The sequence below is a fragment of the Sedimentitalea arenosa genome (genome assembly GCF_016428585.1).
Taxonomy (GTDB): domain Bacteria; phylum Pseudomonadota; class Alphaproteobacteria; order Rhodobacterales; family Rhodobacteraceae; genus Sedimentitalea; species Sedimentitalea arenosa.
The window spans coordinates 204,690-224,106 of the sequence record NZ_JAELVR010000001.1 but is presented as its reverse complement, the minus strand read 5'-3'; the positions used below and the strand labels follow the sequence as shown (position 1 = coordinate 224,106).

The 19,417-nt window shown below is 66.7% G+C and carries 15 protein-coding genes; 14 read left to right on the top strand and 1 reads right to left on the bottom strand.

The window, feature by feature from the left end:
- Positions 1-68 precede the first annotated feature (68 nt).
- Genes bchF through hemA form a run of 14 tightly spaced genes read left to right on the top strand, consistent with a single transcriptional unit; the run spans position 69 to position 15,345 of the window.
- Positions 69-557 carry a 2-vinyl bacteriochlorophyllide hydratase gene (bchF, locus tag JF290_RS01020; RefSeq protein ID WP_199022851.1) on the top strand — a complete coding sequence of 163 codons (489 nt, stop codon included), beginning with the start codon at positions 69-71 and terminating at the stop codon, positions 555-557.
- Positions 554-1,831 (top strand): ferredoxin:protochlorophyllide reductase (ATP-dependent) subunit N, encoded by a 1,278-nt coding sequence (locus tag JF290_RS01015; protein ID WP_199022850.1) that lies wholly within the window; start codon positions 554-556, stop codon positions 1,829-1,831. The genes bchF and JF290_RS01015 overlap by 4 nt, the downstream gene beginning before the upstream one ends.
- On the top strand, positions 1,828-3,369 hold the full coding sequence (bchB, locus tag JF290_RS01010) for a ferredoxin:protochlorophyllide reductase (ATP-dependent) subunit B (protein WP_199022849.1): 1,542 nt from the start codon (positions 1,828-1,830) through the stop codon (positions 3,367-3,369). The genes JF290_RS01015 and bchB overlap by 4 nt, the downstream gene beginning before the upstream one ends.
- Positions 3,359-6,928, top strand: a complete 3,570-nt coding sequence (locus tag JF290_RS01005; RefSeq protein WP_199022848.1) for a magnesium chelatase subunit H — start codon at positions 3,359-3,361, stop codon at positions 6,926-6,928. Before bchB ends, JF290_RS01005 begins: the two co-directional genes overlap by 11 nt.
- A 34-nt stretch (positions 6,929-6,962) precedes the next feature.
- Entirely contained in the window at positions 6,963-7,862 is a 900-nt protein-coding gene (bchL, locus tag JF290_RS01000; RefSeq protein ID WP_199022847.1) for a ferredoxin:protochlorophyllide reductase (ATP-dependent) iron-sulfur ATP-binding protein, read from the top strand.
- Entirely contained in the window at positions 7,862-8,533 is a 672-nt protein-coding gene (bchM, locus tag JF290_RS00995) for a magnesium protoporphyrin IX methyltransferase (RefSeq protein ID WP_199022846.1), read from the top strand. The genes bchL and bchM overlap by 1 nt, the downstream gene beginning before the upstream one ends.
- Positions 8,530-9,969 (top strand): PucC family protein, encoded by a 1,440-nt coding sequence (locus JF290_RS00990; protein ID WP_199022845.1) that lies wholly within the window; start codon positions 8,530-8,532, stop codon positions 9,967-9,969. The genes bchM and JF290_RS00990 overlap by 4 nt, the downstream gene beginning before the upstream one ends.
- 28 nt (positions 9,970-9,997) lie before the next feature.
- Complete coding sequence (puhA, locus tag JF290_RS00985) at positions 9,998-10,768, top strand: photosynthetic reaction center subunit H (RefSeq protein WP_199022844.1); 771 nt, start codon at positions 9,998-10,000, stop codon at positions 10,766-10,768.
- Between the two features lie 30 nt (positions 10,769-10,798).
- On the top strand, positions 10,799-11,428 hold the full coding sequence (gene puhB, locus JF290_RS00980) for a photosynthetic complex putative assembly protein PuhB (protein WP_199022843.1): 630 nt from the start codon (positions 10,799-10,801) through the stop codon (positions 11,426-11,428).
- 9 nt (positions 11,429-11,437) lie between these two features.
- Positions 11,438-11,905: a photosynthetic complex assembly protein PuhC gene (gene puhC / locus JF290_RS00975; protein WP_199022842.1), complete on the top strand. Its 468-nt coding sequence runs from the start codon at positions 11,438-11,440 to the stop codon at positions 11,903-11,905.
- Between the two features lie 15 nt (positions 11,906-11,920).
- Positions 11,921-12,217 (top strand): hypothetical protein, encoded by a 297-nt coding sequence (locus JF290_RS00970; RefSeq protein WP_199022841.1) that lies wholly within the window; start codon positions 11,921-11,923, stop codon positions 12,215-12,217.
- The gene (gene acsF, locus JF290_RS00965; protein WP_199022840.1) at positions 12,214-13,338 is read left to right on the top strand and encodes a magnesium-protoporphyrin IX monomethyl ester (oxidative) cyclase; all 1,125 of its coding nucleotides are present in this window, start codon (positions 12,214-12,216) and stop codon (positions 13,336-13,338) included. The genes JF290_RS00970 and acsF overlap by 4 nt, the downstream gene beginning before the upstream one ends.
- Complete coding sequence (puhE, locus tag JF290_RS00960; RefSeq protein WP_199022839.1) at positions 13,338-14,141, top strand: putative photosynthetic complex assembly protein PuhE; 804 nt, start codon at positions 13,338-13,340, stop codon at positions 14,139-14,141. The genes acsF and puhE overlap by 1 nt, the downstream gene beginning before the upstream one ends.
- Positions 14,131-15,345: a 5-aminolevulinate synthase gene (gene hemA, locus JF290_RS00955; RefSeq protein WP_199022838.1), complete on the top strand. Its 1,215-nt coding sequence runs from the start codon at positions 14,131-14,133 to the stop codon at positions 15,343-15,345. Before puhE ends, hemA begins: the two co-directional genes overlap by 11 nt.
- A gap of 9 nt (positions 15,346-15,354) precedes the next feature.
- Here hemA and JF290_RS00950 read toward each other — a convergent pair whose 3' ends face one another.
- Entirely contained in the window at positions 15,355-19,407 is a 4,053-nt protein-coding gene (locus JF290_RS00950) for an ankyrin repeat domain-containing protein (RefSeq protein WP_199022837.1), read from the bottom strand.
- Positions 19,408-19,417: the final 10 nt, after the last annotated feature.

The following is a 19,417-nucleotide window of genomic DNA, read 5'->3' as shown; positions in this document are numbered from 1 at the left end:
TAAGTTTTAGTTGACACTCCAAGAGCGCGGCCATTAACTTTCCTGTAAGGTCAGCCAAGGAATCAACCATGTCCTACCATGTGGACGGTCAGCCGGCGCGATCCGCTCTGTACACTCCAGAACAGCGGAAACGGCGCGACGAGACGCGCTGGACGCTTGTGCAGGGCATCCTGGCTCCGCTTCAGTTCCTCGTCTTCCTGGTCTCGCTGGCGCTGGTGCTGCGCTATCTGTGGAGCGGCGAGGGCTATGGGGCCGCGACGCTGTCGATCGTGGTCAAGACCGGGTTTCTCTATCTCATCATGGTGACCGGCGCGATCTGGGAGAAGGTGGTGTTCGGGCAGTATCTCTTTGCCCCCGCCTTTTTCTGGGAAGACGTGTTCTCCTTTGCCGTGATCACGCTTCATACCGCTTATTTATATGCCCTGTGGGCCGGTTCGATGTCGCCCGACGGGCTCATGATCCTGGCCCTGACGGCCTACCTCGCCTATGTCGTGAACGCGGGACAATTCCTGTGGAAGCTGCGCATGGCGCGGCTCCAGGGGGAGGCCGCCGCATGAGCGATGCGCCCAAAACCCTGCCCAGCTGTCTCGATGCGCCGGTGCTGCGCCAGCGCGGACAACGCGAGGTGTTCTGCGGGCTGACCTCGATCATCTGGCTGCACCGCAAGATGCAGGACGCCTTCTTCCTGGTGATCGGCTCGCGCACCTGCGCGCACCTGCTGCAGAGCGCCGCCGGGGTGATGATCTTTGCCGAACCGCGCTTTGGAACCGCCATCCTGGAGGAAACCGACCTGGCGGGCATGGCCGACGCGCAGGAGGAGATCGACCGTCAAGTCGAACGGTTACTGTCCAGACGGGGTGACATACGCAGGCTCTTCCTCGTGGGCTCCTGCCCGTCGGAAGTGATCAAGCTTGACCTTGCGAAAGCGGCCGAGAGATTGAGCGCAAAATTCGCGCCCCGCGTGCAAGTGACGAACTTTACTGGCTCTGGGATTGAAACCACCTTCACCGAGGGCGAGGACACCTGCCTGGCCGCGATGGTGCCCGCCCTGCCCGCCACCGAGGCGCGTCAACTGATGTTGGTGGGGGCGCTGCCCGACGTGGTGCAGGATCAGGCGCTGGACCTGCTGGCGCGCATGGGGGTGACGGATGTGACCGTGTTGCCGTCCCTGCGGGCCGACGATCCGGTGGCCGTGGGACCGAACACCGTGTTCGCCCTGACCCAGCCCTTCCTGGGCGGGACCTGCGCGGCGCTGGAACGGCGCGGCGCGCGCCATATCGCGGCGCCTTTCCCCTTTGGCGAGGTCGGTACGACCGCGTGGCTGCGCGCCATCGCGGATGAATTCGGCGTCAGCGACGCGGTTTTTGCCGCGGCCACCGACGCCCCCCGCGCCCGCGCCCGCCGGGCCATCGCCCAGGCGGCGGAAACGCTGGCTGGCAAGTCGGTGTTCTTCTTCCCCGACAGCCAGCTCGAGATCCCGCTGGCGCGGTTCCTGACCGGCGAATGCGGCATGACCGCCATCGAGATCGGCGCACCCTATATTCATCGCCAGCTGGTCGGTCCCGACCTGGACCTGATCCCCGCCGGGCCGCAGATTTCCGAGGGTCAGGATGTCGACCTGCAACTGGACCGCGCCCGCGCGGCCCGCGCCGATCTGACGGTCTGCGGGCTGGGGCTGGCCAATCCGCTGGAGGCCGAGGGGCTGGCGACGAAGTGGGCCATCGAACTGGTGTTCACCCCGGTGCATTTCTACGAACAGGCGGGCGATCTGGCCGGGCTGTTCTCGCGTCCGCTGCGGCGGCGCGGCCTGCTGAAGGTGGCCGCCGAATGAAGCTGACCGTCTGGACATATGAAGGCCCGCCCCATGTCGGCGCGATGCGCGTCGCCACCGCGATGAAGGGGCTGCATTACGTGCTGCACGCGCCGCAGGGCGATACCTATGCCGACCTGCTGTTCACCATGATCGAGCGGCGCAACCATCGCCCGCCGGTCAGCTACACGACCTTCCAGGCGCGCGACCTGGGCAGCGACACGGCGAACCTGTTCAAGACCGCCTGCCGCGATGCCTATGACCGGTTCAAGCCCGAAGCGATCATCGTCGGGGCGTCCTGCACCGCGGAGCTGATCCAGGACGATCCCGGCGGCATGGCCGAGACGATGGACCTGCCGGTGCCGGTCATTCCGCTGGAATTGCCGAGCTACCAGCGCAAGGAGAATTTCGGCGCCGACGAGACGTTCTTTCAGATCGTGCGGGCGCTGGCGTTCAAGGTCGAGCGCACGGCGCGCGTGACCTGCAACCTGATCGGGCCGACTGCGCTGGGGTTCCGGCACCGCGATGACGTGACCGAGATCACCGGCCTGCTGTCGGACATGGGCGTGGACGTGAACGTGGTCGCCCCGCTGGATGCGACGCCGGGCGACATCGCCCGGTTGGGCGCGGCGCATTTCAACGTGCTGATGTATCCCGAGACCGGCGAGACCGCCTGCCGCTGGATGGAGCGCGAACTGGGCCTGCCCTTCACCAAGACCGTGCCCATCGGCGTCGGCGCGACCCGCGACTTCGTCGCCGAGGTCGCCGCGCTGGCCGGGGTCGCGGCCCGCATCGACGACACCCGCCTGCGCCTGCCCTGGTATTCGGCCAGCGTCGACAGCACCTACCTGACCGGCAAGCGGGTCTACCTGTTCGGCGACGGCACCCACGTCGCCGCCGCCGCGCGCATCGCACGCGACGAGATGGGCTTCGAGGTGGTGGGGCTGGGCTGCTACAACCGCGAACAGGCGCGTCTGGTGCGCGGGGTCGCCAAGGAATTCGGCCTGACCGCGCTGATCACCGATGATTATCTCGAGGTCGAGGAAGCGATCGCCGAACTGGCCCCCGAGATGATCCTCGGCACCCAGATGGAGCGCCATATCGCGAAACGGCTGGGCATTCCCTGCGCGGTGATCTCGGCGCCCGTCCACGTGCAGGATTTCCCGGCCCGCTATTCGCCGCAGATGGGCCTGGAAGGCGCCAACGTCATTTTCGACACCTGGGTGCATCCGCTGGTCATGGGGCTGGAAGAGCACCTGCTGCACATGTTCCGCGACGATTTCGAGTTTCACGACGACGCGGGCGCGAGCCATCACGGCGGCGCGGCGATGGCGCGGCCCGAGCAGGCCGCGGCGAACGAAACGGCTGCCCCGCAGAGGCCGGGAGAGCCCGGCGGCGAGGTGATCTGGCTGGACGCGGCGGAACGCGAACTGCGCAAGGTGCCGTTCTTCGTGCGCGGCAAGGCACGGCGAAACACCGAGGCGTTCGCCGCCGAGCGCGGCCAACGCGAGATCAGCGTCGAGACGCTTTATGAAGCGAAGGCTCACTATGCGCGATGATGTCACCCTGCCCGCCGCGCCGGCGGCCTATCGCATCGTGATCCTCACGCTGGATTCCCACGCTGCCGGACCGGTCGAACGCGCCAGTGCGCGTTTGGCCGCGGATTTCCCGGGCCTGCGTGTGTCCGTGCACGCGGCGGCCGAGTGGGGCGAGAACCCAGCCGCCCTGACCGCGTCCCGGGAGGCGATCCGGGCGGCGGACATGATCGTCGCCAACCTTCTGTTTCTCGAAGAACACGTCCGGGCGATCCTGCCCGACCTTGCCGCGCGACGCGACGAGGTGGACGGGATGATCGGCGTGATCGCCGATGCCGCCATCGTCAGGCTGACCAAGCTGGGCAGTCTCGACATGTCGGCCCCGCCCTCGTCGATGTCGCGGCTGATGAAGCGGCTGCGCGGCTCGGACAAGCCCTCGACCGAAAGCGGCGAGAAGAAGATGCGGATGCTGCGCCGCCTGCCGCGCATCCTGCGCTTCATCCCCGGCAAGGCGCAGGACCTGCGCGCCTGGTTCCTGGTGATGCAATACTGGCTGGGCGGCTCGGACGACAATATCGAGGCGATGGTCCGCTTCCTTGTCAGCAAATACGCCAGCCGCGCGGAATGGCGCGGTGTCGAGGCGCCGGCCCCGCTGGAGTATCCCGAGGTCGGGCTCTACCACCCGGACCTGCCCGCGCGCATGACCACCGACGTGGACGCGCTGCCCAACCCGAAAGACAGCGTCGGCACGGTCGGGCTGCTGCTGATGCGCTCCTATGTGCTGTCTTCGGACACGGCGCATTACGACACGGTGATCCGGGCGATGCAGGCGCGCGGTCTGAAGGTCGTCGCGGCCTTTGCCGGCGGGTTGGATGCGCGGCCCGCGATCGCCGCGTATTTTCGCGGCGAGGGTGGCGTGACGATCGATGCGCTGGTGTCGCTGACCGGGTTCAGCCTGGTGGGCGGGCCGGCCTATAACGACAACGCGGCGGCGATCTCGGTGCTGCAGGATCTCGACCTGCCCTATCTGGCGGCGCATCCACTGGAGTTCCAGACTCTGGGCCAATGGGCCGACAGCGCGCAGGGGCTGGGCCCGATCGAGACCACGATGCTGATCGCCCTGCCCGAGCTGGACGGCGCCATCGCACCCACCGTCTATGGCGGCCGGCACGGGGCCGAGGGCTGCTCCGGTTGCGACCGGAACTGCAGCCGCGCCCCCGGCGCCAAGGAAATGGCGCCCTGCCCCGAGCGGATCGACGCACTGGTGGACAAGACCGCGCGGCTGGTGCGGTTGCGGCAACGCGCCCTCGCCGAGAAGAAGGTGGCCATCGTGCTGTTCGGCTTTCCGCCCAATGCGGGCGCGACCGGCACAGCGGCCTATCTCAGCGTCTTTGAATCGCTGTTCAACACGCTCGCCGCGATGAAGGCGCATGGCTATTCGGTCGATCTGCCCGAGGATGTCGATGCCCTGCGGGCCGCGGTGCTGGGCGGCAATTCCCGCCAGTTCGGCCAGGAGGCGAATGTCGTCGACCATTTCAGCGCCGATGCGATCGTGCGCGGCACGCCGCATCTGGACGAGATCGAGGCGGTCTGGGGTCCGGCGCCGGGTCGGGTGCAATCGGACGGGCGCGGCGTCTTCGTTCTGGGGCAACGCTTCGGCAATATCTTCGTCGGCGTGCAGCCCGCCTTCGGTTACGAAGGCGACCCGATGCGCCTGCTGTTCGAGCGCGGCTTTGCCCCGACCCATGCCTTCGCGGCCTTCTACCTGTGGCTGAAATCGACCTACGAGGCCGACGCGATCCTGCATTTCGGCATGCATGGCGCGCTGGAGTTCATGCCCGGCAAGCAGGCCGGGATGGGCGCGCGCGACTGGCCGGACCGGCTGATCGGCAATCTCCCGAACGTCTATCTCTATGCCGGCAATAACCCGTCCGAGGCGACGCTGGCCAAGCGGCGCAGCGGGGCCATCACCGTCACCCACCTGACCCCGCCGCTGGCGGCGGCGGGCCTCTACAAGGGGCTTGTCGATCTGAAGGACAGCCTGACGCGCTGGCGCGAGATGGCGCCCGGCGCCGAGGGACGGGGCGAGCTGGAGCTGCTGATCCGCGAACAGGCCGAGGCGGTGGATCTGGACGGCAGCGACGCCGCGGCCCTGTGGCTGAAGCTGCTGGAGACCGAGGATGCGCTGATCCCCGAGGGGTTGCACGTTCTGGGCCGCCCGCTGACGGACCAGGCGCGGGCCGACTACCTCGCCCTCGTCACCGAGGCGCCGCCGGAGACCCGCGCGCGGATCGCCGCTGCGCTGGAGCAGGATCACGAGATTCCCGCCCTGCTGCGCGCCCTGGATGCGCGGTTCACCTCGCCGGTGCCGGGCGGTGACCTGATCCGGAACCCGGACATCCTGCCCACCGGGCGCAACATTCACGCCTTCGACCCGTTCCGCATGCCGACCGAATTCGCCTGCCGCGAGGGCGCGAAGCAGGCGCAACTGCTGCTGGACACCCATGCCGGCCTGCCCCGGTCGATCGCGCTTGTGCTCTGGGGCAGCGACAACATCAAGTCCGACGGCGGGCCGATCGGGCAGGCACTGGCGCTGATCGGGGCCAAGCCGCGGTTTGACAGTTTCGGGCGGCTGGCCGGGGCGGACCTGATCCCGCTGGACACGCTCGGTCGGCCCCGGATCGACGTCATCATGACCCTGTCGGGCATCTTCCGCGACCTGCTGCCGCTGCAGACCAAGCTGCTCGCCGAGGCGGCGCTGAAAGCCGCGCAGGCGGACGAGCCGCTGGAGATGAACTTCATCCGCGCCCATGCGCTGGCCCATGCCGAGACAACCGGCACCAGCCTCGAAACCGCCGCCTTGCGCGTGTTCTCCAACGCCGAGGGCGCCTATGGCTCGAACGTGAATCAGCTGGTCGACAGCTCGGCCTTCGACGACGAGGACGAGCTGGCAGACGCCTACCAGGCGCGCAAGAGTTTCGCATATGGCGTCGATGGCAAGGCCGAACAGAACCCCGCCCTGCTGCAGAGCGTGCTGGGCACCGTCGAGGTCGCCTATCAAAACCTTGAATCGGTCGAACTGGGCGTGACCACGGTCGATCATTACTTCGACACGCTGGGCGGGATATCGCGCGCCGTGAAACGCGCCCGCGGCACCGAGGCGGCGATCTACATCAGCGACCAGACCCGCGGCGCCGGCAAGGTGCGCACGCTGTCCGAGCAGGTGGCGCTGGAAACCCGGTCGCGCTCGCTCAACCCGAAATTCTACGAAGCGCTGCTGAGCCACGGCTCGGAAGGCGTGCGCCAGATCGAGGCGCATGTGACCAACACGCTGGGCTGGTCGGCGACCACCGGGCAGGTCGACCCCTGGGTCTATCAGCGGATCTCGGAAACCTTCGTTCTGGACGAGGAGATGCGCAAGCGGATCTCGGAGCTGAACCCGGTCGCCAGCTCCCGCATGGCCAATCGCCTGCTCGAAGCCAACGACCGCGCCTATTGGCAGCCCGACGCCGAGACGCTGGCCGCCCTGCAATCCGCCTCCGATGCGCTCGAGGATCGAATGGAAGGAATTGCCGCCGAATGACCCGACTGACCCCAACCCTTGAAAGGACGCCCTCATGAGCCCGCTCGACAAAGGCATTCCCACCCTGCGCGGACAGGACGGAGAAGGTTCGGTGCAGGTGCATCAGGACAGCGCACTCAAGATCGAGGGCGCCAAGGTGTTCTCGGTCTATGGCAAGGGCGGGATCGGCAAGTCGACCACCTCGTCCAACCTGTCGGCCGCGTTTTCGATGATGGGCAAGCGCGTCTTGCAGATCGGCTGCGACCCCAAGCATGACAGCACGTTCACGCTGACCGGCACGCTGGTGCCGACGGTGATCGATATCCTCAAGGAGGTCGATTTCCACCCCGAGGAATTGCGGCCCGAGGATTTCGTCTTCGAGGGTTTCAACGGCGTGAAATGCGTCGAAGCGGGCGGGCCGCCCGCGGGTACGGGCTGCGGCGGCTACGTGGTCGGGCAGACGGTGAAACTGCTCAAGCAGCATCACCTGCTCGACGACACGGACGTGGTGATCTTCGACGTGCTGGGCGACGTCGTCTGCGGCGGCTTCGCAGCCCCCCTGCAGCACGCGGACCGCGCGGTGATCGTCACCGCCAACGATTTCGACAGCATCTATGCGATGAACCGGATCATCGCCGCCGTTCAGGCGAAATCCGCCAACTACAAGGTGCGTCTGGCGGGCTGTGTCGCCAACCGCTCCAAGGACACCGACGAGGTGGACCGCTATTGCAAGACGGTCGGGTTCAACCGCATCGCCCATATGCCCGATCTGGACGCGATCCGCAGGTCACGGCTGAAGAAGAAAACGCTGTTCGAGATGGATGCCGACGAGGACATCGTCGCGGTGCAGAAGGAATACATCCGCCTCGCCGAAACGCTGTGGAACGGCACCGAGCCGCTGGCTCCGGCGCCGATGCCCGACCGCGATATCTTCGAACTGCTCGGGTTTGACTGATGACATACGAAGCCACCAGATCCCGTGTCGAAACCTATTTCGACCAGACCGCGACCCAGACCTGGGAACGCCTGACCAGCACCGCCAAGGTCAGCCGCATCCGCGAAACTGTTCGGCGCGGGCGCGACCGGATGCGGGCGCGGATGCTGGCGCGGTTGCCGGATGACCTGCGCGGTGCGCGGGTGCTGGATGCCGGCTGTGGCGCGGGGCAGATGACGGCGGAGCTCGCCGCGCGCGGAGCCGACGTGGTGGCGGTGGATGTTTCGCCCTCGCTGATCGAGATCGCCCGTACCCGGCTCGACCCGACGCTGGCGGCACGGGTACGGTTTGCCTGCGGAGACATGCTGGACGCCGATCTCGGCCGCTTCGACTATGCCTTGGCGATGGACAGCCTGATCTACTACGGCGCCGCCGATATCCGCGCGGCGATCACCGGGCTGGGTGCACGTTGCGATCAGGCGCTGGTCTTCACCGTCGCGCCGCGCACGCCCCTGCTGATGGGCATGTGGTACGCGGGCAAGCTGTTCCCGCGCAGCGACCGCTCTCCGGTCATGGTGCCACATGCACCGGCCACGCTGGCGCGCGGCGTCGCCGACAGCGGACGGCTTGCGGATCTGGGCCGCACCGCATCGGGTTTCTACATCTCGCACGCGCTGGAGTACCGCGCATGAACAAGAAGCCGCATCCCCTGACCCAGCTGACCCTGCGCGTGCTGCCCTTCGCGGATGCCGCAAGCGACGGTCTGCCGCTGGGCCAGTTGCTGCGGCTGTCGTTGTTCCAGGTCTCGGTCGGCATGGCCTCGGTCATGCTGCTGGGAACGCTGAACCGGGTGATGATCGTCGAACTGGGCGTGCTGGCGACGGTGGTCGCGGTGATGATCGCACTGCCGGTGCTGATCGCGCCGTTCCGCGCGCTGCTGGGCTTTCGCAGCGACACCCATCGCAGCGCCATCGGCTGGAAGCGCATCCCCTACCTGTGGTTCGGCTCGCTCTGGCAGATGGGCGGCCTTGCGGTCATGCCCTTCGCCCTGCTGGTGCTGGGCGGCGACCCGGTGCACCACGTGCCCTTCGCGGGCGAGGTGCTGGCGGCGCTGGCCTTCCTGATGACCGGGCTCGGCCTGCACATGACGCAGACCGCCGGTCTGGCGCTGGCCAGCGACCGGGCGACGGACGAGACGCGGCCGCGCGTGGTCGCGCTGCTCTACGTCATGTTCCTGCTGGGCATGGGCCTATCGGCGGTCATCATCGGCTGGCTGCTGCGGGATTTCTCGCCGCTGCGCCTCGTGCGCGTGGTGCAGGGCGCGGCGGTGGTGGGCATCCTGCTGAACCTGGTCGCGCTCTGGAAACAGGAAAGCGTGCGCCCGATGAGCAAGGCCGAACGCGCCGCCCCCCGCCCGAGATTCTCCGATGCCTGGGCCGAGTTCGCAAGCCGCGGCCAGGTGCGCCGGCTGCTGCTGGTGGTGTTCCTCGGCACCATGGCCTTCAACATGCAGGACGTGCTGCTGGAACCCTATGGCGGCGAGATCCTCGGCCTGTCGGTCAGCGCCACGACGCTGCTGACCGCGATGTGGGCAACCGGCGCGCTGATCGGTTTCGGCCTTGCGGGGCATTGGCTGGCACGGCAGGCCAACCCCTACCGCATCGGCGGGTTCGGGCTGGTGCTGGGGCTGGCCGCGTTTTCCTGCGTGATCTTCGCGGACCCGATGCAATCGCCGCCGCTGTTCTTCGCCGGGGCCGGCCTGATCGGGCTGGGCGGCGGGCTGTTCGCGGTCGCCACCCTGACCGCCGCCATGACCCTGCCGGTCACCGGCACCGCCGGGCGTGGACTCGCGCTCGGAGCCTGGGGCGCGGCGCAGGCCACGGCGGCGGGGCTGTCGATCATGATCGGCGGCACCCTGCGGGACGTCATCAACACCCAGGCGCTGGCCGGCAACCTGGGCGAGGCGCTGAACACACCCGCCACCGGCTATTCCTTCGTCTATCACACCGAGATCGCGCTGATCTTCATCACCCTGGCCGCGCTGGGTCCGCTTGTGCGGACCGCGGCCAGGCCCACGCATTCACCGGGATCGCCGGTCAGGGTCGGTCTCGCCGATTTCCCGACGTGACGCCCCGACCCATGGAAAGGAACCTATCATGACAGAGACATTCTTTGGCGAATTCGACCTGGCGAGCCTGTCGATCTGGCTGTTCTGGGTCTTCTTCGCGCTGCTGATCTTCTACCTGCAGCGCGAGAACATGCGCGAGGGCTATCCGCTGCAGGACGAGAACGGCGATCCGTCGGCGAACCAGGGCCTGTTCCCGGTGCCGGACGACAAGACCTTCATCCTGCCGCATGGACGGGGCACGATTTCCTATCCCAGCGAGCAGAAGGCCGAGCGGCCGGATCTGGCGCTGGCCCGCTCGGCGGTGTCCGAGGGCTTTCCGATGGACCCGACCGGCAACCCGATGACCGACGGTGTCGGCCCGGCCTCGTGGGTGGCGCGGCGCGACGTTCCCGAACTGGACGGGCACGGCCATCCCAAGATCGTCCCGATGAAGGCGGCCGACCATTTCCACGTGGCGGCCGGTCGTGACCCGCGCGGCCTGACGGTCGTCGCCGGTGACGGCGCCACCGCCGGAACGGTCGTGGACATGTGGCTGGATGAACCCGAGCAGATGGTCCGCTATCTCGAGATCGAGCTGGCCGACGGCGTGGGCACCGGCACCCGCCTCGTGCCGCTGCCGATGGCGCGGATCAAATCCGACCGCGTGGTCGTCCGCTCGATCCATGGCGAGCATTTCGGCGCGGTGCCGAAACACGCCTCGGGCAACCAGGTGACCCTTCTGGAGGAGGACAAGATCAGCGCCTACTACGGCGGCGGTCTGCTCTATGCCAGCCAGGCGCGCCAGGATCCGCAACTCTGAGAACCGCCGCACAGCAGGGGGAGAGACCCGATGAGCCATGATGATTTCGCCGTCGAGCCCGTGAAGGGCCTGCCAGAATTGCCGCCCGAGGGCGAGCGCATCCTCTGGCAGGGGCGCCCTTCGACCTGGGCGCTGGCGGTCGATGCGCTGAACCTGAAATGGGTCGCGGGTTACTTCGGGGCGCTCTTCCTGTGGCGGTTCATCAGCGTCAGCGGCACGCTGCCGCTGGACCTGGCCGTCGCGGCGAGCGTGCCGTTCCTGGTGCTGGGCGGGGTCTGCTGCGGTCTGCTGCTGCTGTTCGCGCTGCTTCAGGCGCGCTGCACCGTCTATACGATCACCAATCGGCGGGTGGCGATGCGGATCGGCGCCGCGCTGACCGTGACGCTGAACCTGCCCTACACCCGCATCCTGAATGCCGATCTCGCGCTCGGGAAGAACGGCACCGGCACCATCGCGCTGGAGCTGGAAGGCCCGGTGCGGTTCGGCTACCTGACCTGCTGGCCGCATGTGCGGCCCTGGCATTTCAAGACCCAGCCGGCGCTGCGCTGCATCCCCGATGCCGAGCGCGTCGCGGCCCTTCTGGCCGATGCCGCCGAGGCGCGCGTGACGCAGCCCCGGATCGAGCGCCGCCCCACACCCAACGCCATTGCCGCAGAATAGGACAGACCGATGACCAGCCATGCCAGCGCCCCGAGCCGCCCCGCACCCGAAGGCAAGATCCCCCTTGTCCTGGTGCGCGCGATGTTCGCCCTGGTACTGGCGGTGCTGGCCATCGTGACCTATGCGCGGCTGACCGACGTGCCGCTGTCGGCCACCCCGCCCGAGGGCGCCGTGGTGGCCCAGCGCGAGATGATCCTGACCACCCGCGACCTGAGCGGCGCGGTCATGGTGTTGAACACCGACGGCAGCGTTCTGGCCGATCTGAGCCCCGAAGAGGGCGGGTTCGTCGCCGGGATCGCGCGTGTCATCGAGCGCGAGCGCATCAAGGCGCGCGTGGACCTTCAAGGCCCGGTGCAGGTCCTGCGCCGCGATACCGGGCGCCTCTCCATCTACGACCCCAGCACGGGCTGGAGCGCCGACCTCATGGGGTTCGGCGCGGACAACGCCAGGGCCTTCGCCAGGCTGCTGGCCAACTGAAAGGGAAGCACAGACATGGGACTTCTGACACGAGACATCGAACGGGCACCCTGCACCGTCGAAATCAGCCACAAGTTCGAAAGCCTGCACGCGCATGTGCGCTTCAACAACGGCACCACGGTCTATCCGGGTGACGAGGTGTTGGTGAAGGGACCGGAGATCATGGCCCCCTTCGGCGAGATCGTCACCGAGGACCGCGAGGCGGTGATCTATCGCGCCAGCGCGCTGGAACGGCTCTGGACCCGCCTGACGGGCGACCTCGAAGTGATGGAGCTTTGCGAGTTCTCGTTCTCCGAGGAGGTCACGCTATGAACATGATGCCCAAGCACAGCGCCGACGCCACCACGGTCGAGGAAGGTCTCGCGATCCAGGAGGAGCAGGCCAAGTTCGACAGCAAGGCCGCCACCGAGGTCGCGATGCAGAACACCCTGCTGACCCCGCGTTTCTACACCACCGATTTCGACGAGCTGGACGCGATCGACGTCACCCCGGTGCGCGATGACTGGGACAAGCTGATCGCGCAGATGGAGAGCGACCCGAACAAGGGCCATTTCAAGAAGAACGAGGACTGGGACCACGTCGATTGGGACGGGATGGATCCGACGCTGAGAAAGGAATTCATCGACTTCCTGATCTCCTCCTGCACCGCCGAATTCTCGGGCTGCGTGCTCTACAAGGAGATGAAGCGGCGCGGCAACAACAAGGACATCACCCAGCTTTTCCAGCTGATGGCACGCGACGAGGCACGTCACGCGGGGTTCATCAACGACGCGCTGCGCGAGGCGGGCGTCGCGGTGAACCTTGGCTTCCTGACCCAGAAGAAGAAATACACCTACTTCCGGCCCAAGTTCATCTACTACGCCACCTACCTGTCGGAAAAGATCGGCTATGCCCGCTATATCACCATCTTCCGGCACCTCGAGGCACATCCCGAACATCGCTTCCACCCGATCTTCAAGTGGTTCGAGGAGTGGTGCAATGACGAGTTCAGCCACGGCGAGGCCTTCGCTCTCCTGATGAAGACCGACCCCAAGCTGACCAGCGGCATCAACGTCTACTGGATCAAGTTCTTCCTGACGGCGGTCTATGCAACGATGTATGTGCGCGACCACCAGCGCCCGGCCTTCCACGAGGCGCTGGGTGTGGATACCGACTGGTATGCGCGCGAGGTGTTCACCAAGACCTCGGAACTGACCAAGCAGATCTTCCCCATCACGCTGGATATCGACAACCCCCGCTGGCAGCGCGGCTGCGAAGCGTTGCAGCGCGCCAACGTGCAGATCGCCGAGGGCAAGGCGCGCGGCGGTGTCGGCGGCTGGCTGGCGAAAACCACGGGGTCCGCCAAGGCGGCGTTGGCTTTCGTTTCTCTCTACACGATCCCGGTGCAGAAGCACCGGGTTCCCGCATCGACCCGACTGGAGCCCGCATACTGATGGCCAGCCCCTGGATCGCCGCGCTTGTCGCGCTGTTTCTCTGGTGGTTCTCCACCGGGGCGATCCTGATCGTTGTGCGCCGGGCGGGTCGGAGCGGTCAGCGCACGGCGCTGGCCGCTTTACCTCTGCTGGGACTAGGGCTCTGGGGCTATCTGGCGACGCTCGGCGAAGGCAGCGTCGCGGCGGCCTATCTCGCCTTCCTGTCCGCCCTGGCGATCTGGGGCTGGATCGAGCTGGCCTTTCTCACCGGGCTGGTGACGGGGCCCAACCTGCACCCCTGCCCCGAGAAGTTGCCGGAATGGGAGCGTTTCATCCGCGCCTGGGGCACCATCGCCTATCACGAAATGCTGCTGCTCTTCATGACGGTGGCGCTGCTGCTGACCGGCTGGGACGCGCTGAACCCGGTCGGGCACCTGACCTTCGTGGTGCTGTTCGCGGCCCGCATCTCGGCCAAGCTGAACCTCTATTTCGGCGTGCCCCGGATCAATGTCGAATTCATCCCCGAACATCTCGCGCATCTGCCCAGCCATTTCCGCATCGCGCGGCTCAACTGGCTGTTCCCGGTGTCGATCACCGGTCTGAGCTTTGCCACCGCCTGCTGGCTGGAGCGCATGGCGGAGGCCCAGAGTGCTGCGGACACGGTCGGCTTTGCCCTGCTGAGCGCGATCACGGCGCTGGCGCTCATCGAACACTGGCTGATGGTGGTGCCGCTGCCTGACGCGAAACTCTGGCGCTGGATGCTTCCGGCCCCCAAACCCATTCAGACTGGCAAGACAGGACGGGAGATGACCCATGGACTATGACGCAATGTTCAATACCCAGCTCGAGACGCTGAAGGACGAGGGCAACTATCGCGTCTTCGCCGAGCTGGAGCGTCGCTGCGGCGATTTCCCCCGCGCCAAGAGCCACGATGCCGAAGCGCCCGACGAGGTGACGGTGTGGTGCTCGAACGACTATCTGGGCATGGGCCAGAACCCGGTCGTGCGCCAGGCCATGAAAGACGCGATCGACCAGTGCGGCACCGGCGCGGGCGGCACCCGGAACATCTCGGGCACGAACCATCATCACAAGCTGCTGGAGGCCGAACTCGCCGACCTGCACCGCAAGGAGGACGCTCTGCTGTTCACTTCGGGCTACGTGTCGAACTGGGCGGCGCTGTCGACCCTTGGCAGCCGGCTGCCGGATGCGGTGATCCTGTCGGATTCGCTGAACCATGCCAGCATGATCGAGGGCATCCGCCATTCCCGCGCGCAGAAGGTCATCTGGAAGCACAACGACCCCGAGGACCTGGACCGCAAGCTGGCCGCCCTGCCCGCCAACGCGCCCAAGATCGTTGCCTTTGAATCGGTCTATTCGATGGATGGCGATATCTGCCCGATGGCCGAGATCGTCGAGGTCGCGGACAAGCATGGCGCGATGACCTATCTGGACGAGGTGCATGCGGTCGGCCTCTATGGCCCGCGCGGCGGCGGCATTGCCGAACGCGAGGGGCTGATGGATCGCATCACCCTGATCGAGGGCACGCTGGGCAAGGCCTATGGCTGCATGGGCGGCTATATCGCGGGGTCAGCCGCGCTGTGCGATTTCATCCGGTCGTTCGCCTCGGGCTTCATCTTCACCACCGCCCTGCCCCCGGCCGTGGCCGCGGCGGCCTGCGCCAGCATCAAGCATCTGAAACAGTCGAACCTTGAACGCCTGCAGCAGCGCGACCGGGTGGCCAAGCTGCGCGCCATGCTGAACGCACGCGGCATCCCGCACCTGGACAACCCCAGCCACATCATCCCGGTGATGATCAAGGACCCGGTCAAGTGCCGCATGCTGGCGGACATCCTGATGCAGGATTACGGCATCTACGTGCAGCCGATCAACTACCCCACCGTGCCCAAGGGCACCGAGCGTCTGCGCTTCACGCCATCGCCCTTGCACAGCGACGCCGATCTGGAGCACCTGATCGAGGCGCTGACCGTGCTGTGGAAGCAATGCGCGCTGGCGCGCGCGGTGGCCTGAGACGTCAGCTCAGACCCATGCATTCACACTGGCCAGCGCGTCGACCCAGTCGCGCTTGGCCTGTTTCACATTGATGCTGACATGATCGGGATCGCGCGTGCCGAAGCGGCGCGCGGTGGTCTTGACCCGGATCGCGGTATCGGCGGGCCCCCGCGTGACATTGCGCGGAAGGGTGCGCAAGAGCTGCGTCGCACGGCCCCCGTCATGGCGCAGCAGGGCCGCGTTCGCGGGCTTGGCCAGTTCCGTCGTCAGCGCGTCGATGGCGCGTTTCTCGCGTGACTTGTTCACATCGATCACGTGATCCTGCCAATCCTCGCCGGTCGCGCCGCCGGCATGGGCAATCAGTTCGGATTTGTAGACGGCGGCGCGGGCCATTTCCGCGGGCGTGATGTCGCGCCGGTCCGCGATGCGGAACTCGACATAGTCGATCATGCTGCTCTTCACCCAGGTGTCCGAAATCCGGCTCGCCGCCTCGACCGCGTCCTTGTCGCTCATCGTCAGGTCCAGGGCTTCGCCCATTTTCTCCAGCATCGCGCCGAGCGCATCGGGCAACAGCCGGGGCGGAAGTTCGGACGCGGCCAGTGTCCTTTCGAGCGCCGCGCGCAGCTTGCGCATCCGCCGGTCGAGCGCCGCCTGGTCGTTCGGGTCGACCTCGAAATCGGCCGCCGATGACGCGACTCCAGGGCCATCGGCCAGGGTCGACGCCTTGCGCCGGCCGTGCCGGGCGATGAACTCGCCCTCCAGCCGCTGCATGATGTTGTCGATCTTGAATTCGGGCGCATCCTGGTTGATCAGAACCACCGCGTTGGGTCTCGGGCCGCGCTGCTCGGCTTGAAGACGATGGACCAGCGCCTGGTTGGCCGCAGCGTCGATCTTGGCCGCGCCCGCCGCGAAACGCGGATCGTTGGCCAGGGTGTCACGCGCCTTGGCGCCGAAATCATCCACGAAGTCGCACATGTTGGGCAGGTGCTTGCGCACGAAGTCCTCGCCATATGTCACCATGAGCTGTGGAATGCTGACGATATGTTCCTGTAGCAGACGCTCGCGCGCATTGGTGAAATCGGGTTCGGGTACTCCGGTGGCAGGATCGGTCTTCTTCTGCGCATAGGTCTGCATCCGGCCGCTGAAACGCTCCCGCACGTAGGCTTGCGCCGGGTCACTGTCGCTGAGCCGATGCAAGGTCGCCATGTCCTTCTCGATCGCCTCGAGATAGGCGTCGCGCTCGGCATTGTCGGTGAACGGGATCGTCGCCTCATCGTCTGTGACGAGATGGACGGCGAGGTGCGTCATCTCGTGCGCGACCGTGCCGATGGCGCCGCCGTTGGTCTTGTGCGCGCCGGTCGATCCGGGTCCGGACTGGGTGCCGACCAGAAGCGAGTTGACCTTTTCATCATAGGCGCCTGACGGACCGACACCCGCGCCGTAGAGTTGGCCCACCGTGTTGCTGTTCTGGGCGAAGACCCGCAGCCCTCCCTTGGGCGGATTGCGGTCGTTGCAGGCCGCCGCCGCGGCGAGGTCGAGCATCGGGCGCATCGTATCGACGGCATACATGTCCTCGTACATCTTTCGCATGGCCAGTGGGTCCTTGCCCGGATCGGCGCAGAGCGTCGCCCGGCACAGGATATCGACCGTCGAATAGGGCCCCGGACCGGCGATCGGCGAGGCGGTCGTGGCCGCACCCTTGGCCTGAAAGGCCGCCTCGGCCTCCTTGTTGGTCGCCCCCAGCGTCATCTCGTAGGCGCTCCAGCCTCGGTCATCGCGCTTCGTCGCATCCGCCCCGGCATCGATCAGCGCATTCACCGCCGAGACGTTGTTGCGAAAGCCCGCGAGATGCAGCGCGGTCTGACCGCGGCCGTTCGGAATGTCGGGGTCGGCATGGCGTCTGAGCAGCACGCCAGCGGTATGCGTGACCTCGGCCTGTCGGGTCAGGTCGGTCTTGCGCACCTCGCGGCTGAACAGCTCGTGCAGCGGGGTGCGACCCCGCTCGCTCTTGGCGTTGACGTCCGCCCCGCCGGCGACAAGCGCCCGCAGCGCCTTGTTATGGCTGCCCTTGGCCGCCAGACCGACGGCCGTGCAGCCCTCCGAGACCGGGATCGTCCCGAGCATCGGATCGAGCGCAAGCACACGGGTGCTTTCGGCGGCGTCATTGCCGCCGATTGCTGCAGCCAACGCAGTCTTGTTGGCCTTGCGCGCGCGGGTGCGGTTGCGCAGCGCGTCGATCTCGCCGGTAATGGTCGCGTTGCCTGTGAACATCGCTTTTACGGCGGCCGCGTCGGTCGGCGGCGCAGTGCCTGCGATCTCGGCCTGATAGCGGGCCCGCGCCAACGCGGCAAGCTCGTCAGCGTTCAGGTTTTCATGCTGCGCCGGGTCGCGCCCGACCTCGTAGGCCGCCCTGGCGGCGATCTCGAACTCCTTGACGAACAGGTCCTCGACCGATCCCTGCCCGGCGTCGACCAGCACAGCCAGCGCATCCGAATCGCCGCGTTGCATGGCGATCTTGTAGCCGGTCCGCGTGTCGGGCCCCGGCAGGTCCGAGCGCGCGCCCTTGGCCATCATCTTGGTCGCCAGCCGCGCCGCATCCGCTCCGCCAAGCGTGTCATTCGCCATCGCCAGGTGCAGTGGCGTCTCGCCCTTCTTGGACAGCAGGTTCGGGTTGGCGTCGCGATCCAGCAGGAAATCCGCAATGTCCGTCTTGCCCTTCTGGGCCGCTATGTGCAGCAGGGTTTCGTCGTAGCTGTCGCCCGCCATGGTCGAGTTCACTATGAAGGGATCTTCATCGACCAGCCGCGTGACCTCGCCGAGATTGCCGGCATCGACGGCAGCCACCAGGTCATCTATCCGTTTGCGGCGCCCCTTGGTCGTTTCGCACAGAGCGGTAATCGCCGCCTGTACCGGACCGCGCGCGACGAGGCCCGGTATGTCATCGACAACGTTGAGCGATCCGTCGGCGGTGAACTGTCGCGCAATCGGCTCCAGCACCCGACGCATGTCGCGCATGTCCAGATTGCTGCGGGGACGTTGATCCGCGGGAATCGCGTCGTAGTCCGCCTTCGCCTTGGTGATCGCCGCATCGAGGAACGCCTGCTGCAATTCGGTGACCATGCCGCGCTTGCTGGGATCGTCCGGAAAGACGCGGAACTTCCCTGCGCCGTTTTCGCGCACGCCCGGCACGCCGAGGAGTTGCGAGAGGCCCGGCACCCCGCCGACGTCACAATTCAGATGCATCTCGCCGGTCAGGATCACGAATTTCGGGTTCGCAGTCGCGGCGGTTTCGCGTTCGATCACGTCCTTGGCCAGCTTGTTCATCACAGTGGCGCGCCGTTCGCCATAGAGCGGATCGGACGACGGCACCCCGGGTTCCGCTTCGCTGGAGTCGATGCCCACGACCCGTACGCCCTTCTGTTTTGCCTGATACAGAAGCGGCTCCCAGTCGGTGTACATGTAGGTCTTCAGTTCCGCCAGCCGCTCCTTCAGCGCTGGACCCATCGCGGCATCCGGCGGAGCGGCCAGCCAGGCATCCAGCTCCGCCTGGGTTTCGACGCGCAGTTCCTCGACGAAGAGCAGGTTCACGGTGCTGTTCGGATCGGCGAGGATATCGGCGGTCGCGTTGACCGATCCTTCGTCTGAGTGCGCCCGACCGACCACGAAACCGTCATGCGCCGCCAGCATCTGCGCTGCCGCCTGCCTGCCGCTGGCATTCGCGTCGAGGTCGGGCATCGGCGGCTCGGTATAGGCCGGGTCGGTGAAGGCGCCGCGCACGTCATCGCGCGCCGCCTTGACGCCCGCGTCTATCCGAGCCTTGAAGGCAGGGGTCGCGTTCGCCATCGCCTCTTCGAAACCGCTCATCTTGATCCAGCGTCGGAACGGCGTATGCCGGTTGACCATCTCGCGGTAGGAATGGGCGACCATCAGCTGCGTGCCGGCGGTGATGTAGGCGATCTCGGGATCCGCCATCGCCGCCGTGACCGCATCGCCGTCGGTGCCGACCTTGGCGGTTAGCGCATCCTTTTCGGCATCGGACATGGGGATCAGAAAGAACGCGCTTCCAAGGGTAACGGCCACGTCGAAATCC